Here is a 4,930-nt window from a genome sequence, read left to right as displayed (position 1 = left end):
CACATAGGCGTTGGCTGAGACCGTGTTGAAACGCTCGAACTCGCGCATCTGCGGCGAGACTTCGGCGCTGATCGAAATCGGAATAGTCAGCTTCCTGGAGAGGATCTCGCGCGCCCGGCGCTCGTGGTCCGGATTGGCGTAGGCATGGATGAAACCGATCGCCACCGAGCCGAAATTGCCGGCCGCGATCCGGTCGGCGATCGATTCGAGGGTGGCTTCGTCGAGCGGCTGCAGTTCCTGGCCCTCGGCGCCGATGCGGCCCTTGACGGTAAAGCGGTGCTCGCGCGGGATCAGCGGCGTCGGCAGTTGCAGGTTGAGATCATATTGCTCGAAGCGGTTTTCCGTCCGCATCTCGATCACATCGCGAAAACCTTCGGTCGTGACCAGAGCGGTTTTCGCCCCGCGTCGCTCGATCAGCGCGTTGGTGGCAAGCGTGGTGCCGTGGATGATGATGCCGATCTCGGCCGCCGAAATGCCGGCATCGCGGATGACCATGTCGATGCCGTCAAGTATCGCCTGCTCGGGCGCCGCATAATTGGTCAGCACCTTGGTTGAAAACATCTCTCCCCTGACATCGAGCGCGATGTCGGTGAAAGTGCCGCCAATGTCCGCGCCAAGGCGGATGTCGTCTGCTCGGGAGGTCATGCCATGGCCTCAGGGAAGAGAATGCTGCGTCACACACTTAGCGGCAAGCGAACCGGGCTTGCCTTTCGGCTTATACCTGAACTCCAGCGGGCCGATGCGAAATCAAGAAATGCAGCTCATTCGAAAGTTCTTCTTTCCTGTCTCCCGCGCCGGAACGTTGGTCTCGCGGCACTTGTCAGTCCGAAAGCGGAGTCGGTTTCGGCAGGGAAACCTTGAGGTCGCTGCGCCAGTCTTGCTGGGCCAGCCATCGATGAAGCGCGGCCACGGGCTTGACGCGCAGATGCCCGCGCGGAACGACGAGATAGAACCCGGGAACTTCTTCCGGCCGCATATCGGCAATGGCCTCGCGGCCGATCGGCGCGACCAGCGCGCCGGAGCGGAAGTCCTCCTCGGCGTCGATCACGGAGACCAGGCCCACACCGATGCCTTGCAGGGTCGCCCGGCGCATCGTCGCCGCATCGTCGAAGCTGACGCTGCGGTCGCCGTCGGTCAGCGCCACGCCCAGGTGCCGCAATATGTCCGGCCACAGTCGCTTCGACTTGACCGTGTCGAGCAACGTGAACTTCGTCAGGTCCTGCGGCGACTTGATCTTCTCGCCGATCGCCGGCGTGCAGCAGATGATCTTCGGGTCCGGCACCAGGAGCGTCACCTCATAGTCCGGCCAGTTGCCGTAGCCCCACTGCACCGCCATGTCGATGTCGTCGCGACCGAAGTCGGGCAGGTCGACCATCGTCGTCAGGCGCAGGTCGGCGCCAGGCAGTATCTCGCGGAACAGCGACAGCCTCGGCAGCAGGTAGTGCGTGGCGAAGTATGGACTGGCGTTGAGGTTGATGCGGTCCCGGTGGTTCGACTTGGTGACGCGACGAACGCCTTCGGAAAACTCCTCGAAGCCGGCCTTCACGTAATGCGAAAGAAGGATCGCCGACTCGGTCAGTTCGATCGAGCGGCCCTTGCGCTCGAACAGCGTCACCTGCAGCGTGTCTTCCAACAGCTTGATCTGCTGGCCGACGGCCTGCGGCGTGACCAGAAGCTCGTCGGCAGCCTGCCTAAAGCTCTTGTGCTGCGCGACGGCGTGGAAGACGCGAAGCGCATTGAGCGAAGGAAGGCGAAGCTTGCCGCTCATCGTAAGTCCGCCTCCTTCCGTTCGAGACCCGTATCATGCACCGCCGAACCTCAACAGCCGCTGGCTATCGAAATGATTCTAAGCGTAGATGTAACCACCTGAAACAATGACGTTTTCGCCGGTCATGTAGGTGTTCTTCGGACCTCCGGTCATCAACACCCATTCGGCAATCTCGGTCGGCTCGGCGCCGCGCCCGAGCGGGCTTGCCTTGGCCAGTTCTTCCAGGAAGCCGAGGGCCTTCGCCTTCTCGGTGGCCATGCCGGCCGGCGCCACGGAGTTCACCAGGATGCCGTCCTTGGCGACGTGATGGGCAAAGGAGCGCGTCAGGCTGACGACGGCTGCCTTGGTCGCCGCATAATGGGCGTTCTGGGGATGCGCCTTGAAGGCGTCAACCGAGGTCAGATTGACGATGCGGCCGCGCACCTCGGCTTTCGGCTCCTGCGTCTGCATGTGGCGAACCGCTGCCACCATCATGTGGTAGGTGCCCTTGATGTTGATGCCGTTGGAGGCGTCCCAATCGGCGTCGGTGATCTCGAGCAGCGGGCGGCGCGGATAGATCGCGGCGCAGTTGATCAGCGTGTCGACGCGACCGAGCTTGGCCACGATGGCATCGAAGGCGGCATGGCATCGCGGGCCGATCTGGATGTCGCACGTCGCGGTGGCGACAGGCAGGCCCTTGGCCCTTGCCGGATCGAGCGCGCTCTCCGCCGCTTCCTGGTTGATGTCGATGATGCCGATCTTGGCCGCCCCGGCCTCGACAGCCATCTTGACCAGGAGGGCGCCGAGGCCGGCGCCGCCGCCAACGATCAGAACGGAAAGATCCTTCATTCCACTATCCCTTACTTGGTGCCGCTCGGCGAGGTCGGCCATGTCGGCATAATGTCGAAACGGGTGACGTCGGCCCATGCCGGCAGCGCGAGCACGGCGACGACCATCCTGGCCACGTCATCGGGCTGCACCACCTTGCTGGCGTACATGGCGGCGCGCGCCTTGGCGTCGAGGATATCCTGGTAGAGCTGCGTCTCGACGCGGCCGGCGACGATCTCGGTGACGCGTATGCCGGAGGGCGACAGGTCGGCGCGCAGCGCACCGGCAAAGCCGGAGATCGCCGCCTTGGTGGCTGCGTAGACGGCGATGTTGGAAAATGCCGTGTGGCCGGCGACGGAGCCGGTGAACAGGATATGGCCCGACTGCCGCTCGCGCATCTGCGGCACGACGAGGCGGGTGAGCAGGATAGCGGCGCTGAGGTTCACCTCCAGCGTTGCGTCGATGTCGGCGATCTTCATGTCCGCGAAATTGCCGAGCGGCGGCATGATGCCGGCATTGTTGATCAGCACATCGATGGTGAGATCCGCCAGCACCGATTCCAGCGCCTCGCGGTCGGTGACGTCGACGGCAATCGGCACGATGCCCGGCCGCTCGGCCTGCAGTTCTTTCAGCGCCGCCTTGCTGCGGCCGACCGCGTAGACCTCATAGCCGGCATCGCTCAAGGCGATCGCGATCGCGCGTCCTATCCCGCTCGTCGCCCCGGTGATGAAGGCTGTCGTCACTTGGGCTTCCCCATTTGCGGCTTCCCATTTGCCTGGATTTCAGTCTGCGGCGCGGGCCAGCGCCGCGAAACCAAGAAAACCAGCAAAAAGGAAAGATGAACTTTCGAAAGCTGGTGTGGCGTTTGAACGTTCCACGCCAGCTGCGCCATTTTCAACGCCGTAAAGCAAAGAAATACAATGCTTTCGGCGTGCCGGAGAGGAGCTCCTGCCGGCCGATCGAACAAAAACATAGCTTTCGCAACCGCGTGGTGGACCCGCCGACAGCGGTCTTTCATCTTGTGAAGGCGAGGTCGCCCGGTCTCAGGTCCGCTCAGGCCGCGTAACGTGCCATTGCGGGCTGCCTCGACCACTGGGCGTACCAAGTGTCGAAGAGCTTGAGCTGTGCTTCGGCAAAGCCGCGCTGGCTGTCGGTCAGCGCATCGGTCTCGTTGAAGTGCAGCCTGTATTCGGGATTACCCTTCAGCACCATCATGTGCTTGAAATAAAGCACCAAGTCCGGGCCTTCGTCGAACGAAGACAGCACGGCGAGCGCGGCATCGAGCTCCTGCGCAAGCCGGCGCGCTTCGGCGTCGCCCTTCGCCGCGGCCTGGCTGAGGCCCGCCAGATGCAGCACTTCCTTCGGCAGCACGTTGCCGATGCCGGTGATCGCGCCGGAGGCTCCGCAGTTGACGAAACCATGGAAGACGGCGGTGTCGACGCCGATCATCAGCGCGACCTCATCGTCGCGGCTGGTGATGTTCTCCGCCGCGTAGCGCAGATCCGACGGGCCGCCGAACTCCTTGAAGCCGACAAGGTTCGGATGTTCGGCGCGCAGCGCGAAGAAGAGGTCGGCGCGCGTGGCAAAACCGTAATAGGGGCTGTTGTAGATGACCGCCGGCAGGTCGGGGGCGGCTGAGAGGATCGCCTTGAAATGATGGCGCTGCGCGGTGACCGACGGACCGCGCGACAGAACGCGCGGGATCACCATCAGGCCGCGGGCGCCGACCTTCTGCGCATGCGCAGCATGAGCCACGGCGCTGGCCGTGTTGACGGCGCCGGTACCGACGATCACCGGCACGCCGGCCTTCACCAGGCGCTCGACGCCCTGCATGCGCTGCTCGTCGCTCAGCAGCGGCCAGTCGCCCATGGAGCCGCAATAGACGACCGCAGACATGCCGGCAGCGATCAATTCGCGTCCCTTGCGCACCAGGGCGTCGAAGTCGGGAAGCCGGTCATCGGTGCAGGGCGTCATCAGCGCCGGCATGCAGCCGGAAAAAACGTTGGCGGTCATTTGGGATTCTCCTTGAGGCTGGCACGCAGATTGATCAGTTTGTCCCGAAGCAGCACCGCTTGCCAAGCGGATAGTGGCGGCCGACAGGGAGAAACGAACAATGCGTAGCAGGACCAGCATCCGCGTCGTCAGCTGCCATGCCGAGGGTGAGATCGGCGACGTCATCGTCGGCGGCGTGCTGCCGCCGGCAGGCCGCACGATGATGGAAAAGATGATCGCGATGGAGCGCGATCACGATCATATCAGGCGCATGCTGATCTGCGAGCCGCGCGGCAGCGTCGCCCGCCACGTCAATCTCCTGGTGCCCTCGACGCGCGAGGATTGCGCCGCGGGCGCCATCAT

Annotated in this window: 7 protein-coding genes; 1 reads left to right on the top strand and 6 read right to left on the bottom strand. The window is 63.8% G+C overall.

Annotated elements, in window-relative coordinates:
* From EOA27_RS21865 to EOA27_RS21840, 6 genes are all read right to left on the bottom strand, one after another.
* The coding region (locus EOA27_RS21865; protein WP_281059460.1) for a hydantoinase/oxoprolinase N-terminal domain-containing protein at positions 1 to 645 on the bottom strand (645 nt) is incomplete at its 3' end.
* A gap of 175 nt (positions 646 to 820) precedes the next feature.
* Positions 821 to 1,768 carry a LysR substrate-binding domain-containing protein gene (locus tag EOA27_RS21860; protein ID WP_126081834.1) on the bottom strand — a complete coding sequence of 316 codons (948 nt, stop codon included), beginning with the start codon at positions 1,766 to 1,768 and terminating at the stop codon, positions 821 to 823.
* Between the two features lie 78 nt (positions 1,769 to 1,846).
* The gene (locus tag EOA27_RS21855) at positions 1,847 to 2,596 is read right to left on the bottom strand and encodes an SDR family oxidoreductase (protein WP_126081835.1); all 750 of its coding nucleotides are present in this window, start codon (positions 2,594 to 2,596) and stop codon (positions 1,847 to 1,849) included.
* A gap of 11 nt (positions 2,597 to 2,607) precedes the next feature.
* Positions 2,608 to 3,318 (bottom strand): SDR family oxidoreductase, encoded by a 711-nt coding sequence (locus EOA27_RS21850; RefSeq protein WP_126081836.1) that lies wholly within the window; start codon positions 3,316 to 3,318, stop codon positions 2,608 to 2,610.
* Positions 3,315 to 3,467: a hypothetical protein gene (locus EOA27_RS21845; RefSeq protein ID WP_189354044.1), complete on the bottom strand. Its 153-nt coding sequence runs from the start codon at positions 3,465 to 3,467 to the stop codon at positions 3,315 to 3,317. Before EOA27_RS21845 ends, EOA27_RS21850 begins: the two co-directional genes overlap by 4 nt.
* Positions 3,468 to 3,628: 161 nt before the next feature.
* Positions 3,629 to 4,588 (bottom strand): dihydrodipicolinate synthase family protein, encoded by a 960-nt coding sequence (locus EOA27_RS21840; protein WP_126081837.1) that lies wholly within the window; start codon positions 4,586 to 4,588, stop codon positions 3,629 to 3,631.
* 100 nt (positions 4,589 to 4,688) lie between these two features.
* Here EOA27_RS21840 and EOA27_RS21835 point away from each other — a divergent pair.
* Positions 4,689 to 4,930 (top strand): proline racemase family protein (locus EOA27_RS21835; protein WP_189562078.1); only part of this gene is annotated, 242 nt, incomplete at its 3' end.

It is taken from the genome of Mesorhizobium sp. M2A.F.Ca.ET.037.01.1.1, from assembly GCF_003998075.1.
Taxonomy (GTDB): Bacteria; Pseudomonadota; Alphaproteobacteria; order Rhizobiales; family Rhizobiaceae; genus Mesorhizobium.
This window is presented reverse-complemented; position numbering and strand designations above follow the sequence as displayed.

Excerpts from the sequence above, each read along its gene's own strand:
- EOA27_RS21860 (WP_126081834.1), bottom strand. The coding sequence starts at position 1,768 with ATGAGCGGCAAGCTTCGCCTTCCTTCGCTCAATGCGCTTCGCGTCTTC.
- EOA27_RS21855 (WP_126081835.1), bottom strand. The coding sequence starts at position 2,596 with ATGAAGGATCTTTCCGTTCTGATCGTTGGCGGCGGCGCCGGCCTCGGC.
- EOA27_RS21845 (WP_189354044.1), bottom strand. The coding sequence starts at position 3,467 with ATGGCGCAGCTGGCGTGGAACGTTCAAACGCCACACCAGCTTTCGAAA.
- EOA27_RS21840 (WP_126081837.1), bottom strand. The coding sequence starts at position 4,588 with ATGACCGCCAACGTTTTTTCCGGCTGCATGCCGGCGCTGATGACGCCC.